Source organism: Curtobacterium sp. B8 (assembly GCF_000333315.1).
In the GTDB taxonomy this organism is placed as follows: domain Bacteria; phylum Actinomycetota; class Actinomycetes; order Actinomycetales; family Microbacteriaceae; genus Curtobacterium; species Curtobacterium luteum.
Map to the genome: position 1 here is coordinate 1 of NZ_BACW01000535.1, position 906 is coordinate 906.

At 67.2% G+C, this 906-nt stretch carries 1 protein-coding gene; it reads left to right on the top strand.

The features are described 5' to 3' along the window. Positions 1–260: 260 nt before the first annotated feature. Positions 261–906, top strand: a 646-nt coding sequence (locus I59_RS22935) for a hypothetical protein (protein WP_042726770.1), incomplete at its 3' end; no start/stop codon positions are given.

Genomic DNA, 906 nt, shown 5'->3' on the forward strand with positions numbered 1-906 from the left:
ATGAGCGGGCAGCGGGTCCCGACGCTGCCGGCGGTGTCGGTGTCGGTGTCGGTGTCGGCGGCGTCGGCGGCAGCGACGGCTCGAGTGCCGGACGCGCTCCCGGTGTGAGTTGTCGTCGAACCGGGGAACCGACATCGAACCAGGTGGTGGCCCTGGTTCGACGTCGGTTCCGTGGTTCGATGCGACCGCGGTACCGCGCGTCAGCTCACCGCGCCCGACCGGGCTCCCGACCACAGGTCCACGTCGAGCACCCCGACCGAGTGCTCGTCGATGCGGCGGAGTTCGTCGTCAAGGGCGATGTGGCCTTCACTCTTGACAGTGACCCCACCGTGTACCAGGTGGCCGCAAGCGCCTTGCCACTCACGGTCTCGGCCAACAGCCTGTCCACTGACCCGAACGTCCAGGTCCGCTACCACCAGACCGGCACCGAGTACTTCTACGGCCTCGCGTTTGACGCGAGCGACAACCTCTACTTCGGCAAGTCCGTCAACGCGTCGGTGTACGAGCTTCCCGCGGGTCAGCAAACGGTGGTCACGACTGTGGTGGGCCTCGAGGCCGGTGTTGACGGTATGGGGTTCGCGCCTGATGGGTCGCTGTATTTCGCCACGGACGACGGGGAGGTGCACAACGCGACCAAGAGCCAGCTGCAGGGCAGCCTGCCGCTCTCGCCGGCGGACCTCCACACGCAGCCAGATGGTGATGCCTACATGGGGATCGCGTTCACCGGCACCGGGTTGGAGCATTACGAGTCTCTCGGCGGCGGCAACGTCGTCGCGCTCGCGAAGTTCGAGGGACCGTACACGCCGGGCACGGTCACCGTTGCCGGCACCGCGCGAGTCGGAGAGACGCTCACCGCGAAGCTGTCCGGATGGCCGAGTGACAGTGAGTACACGTATCAGGGCTCCG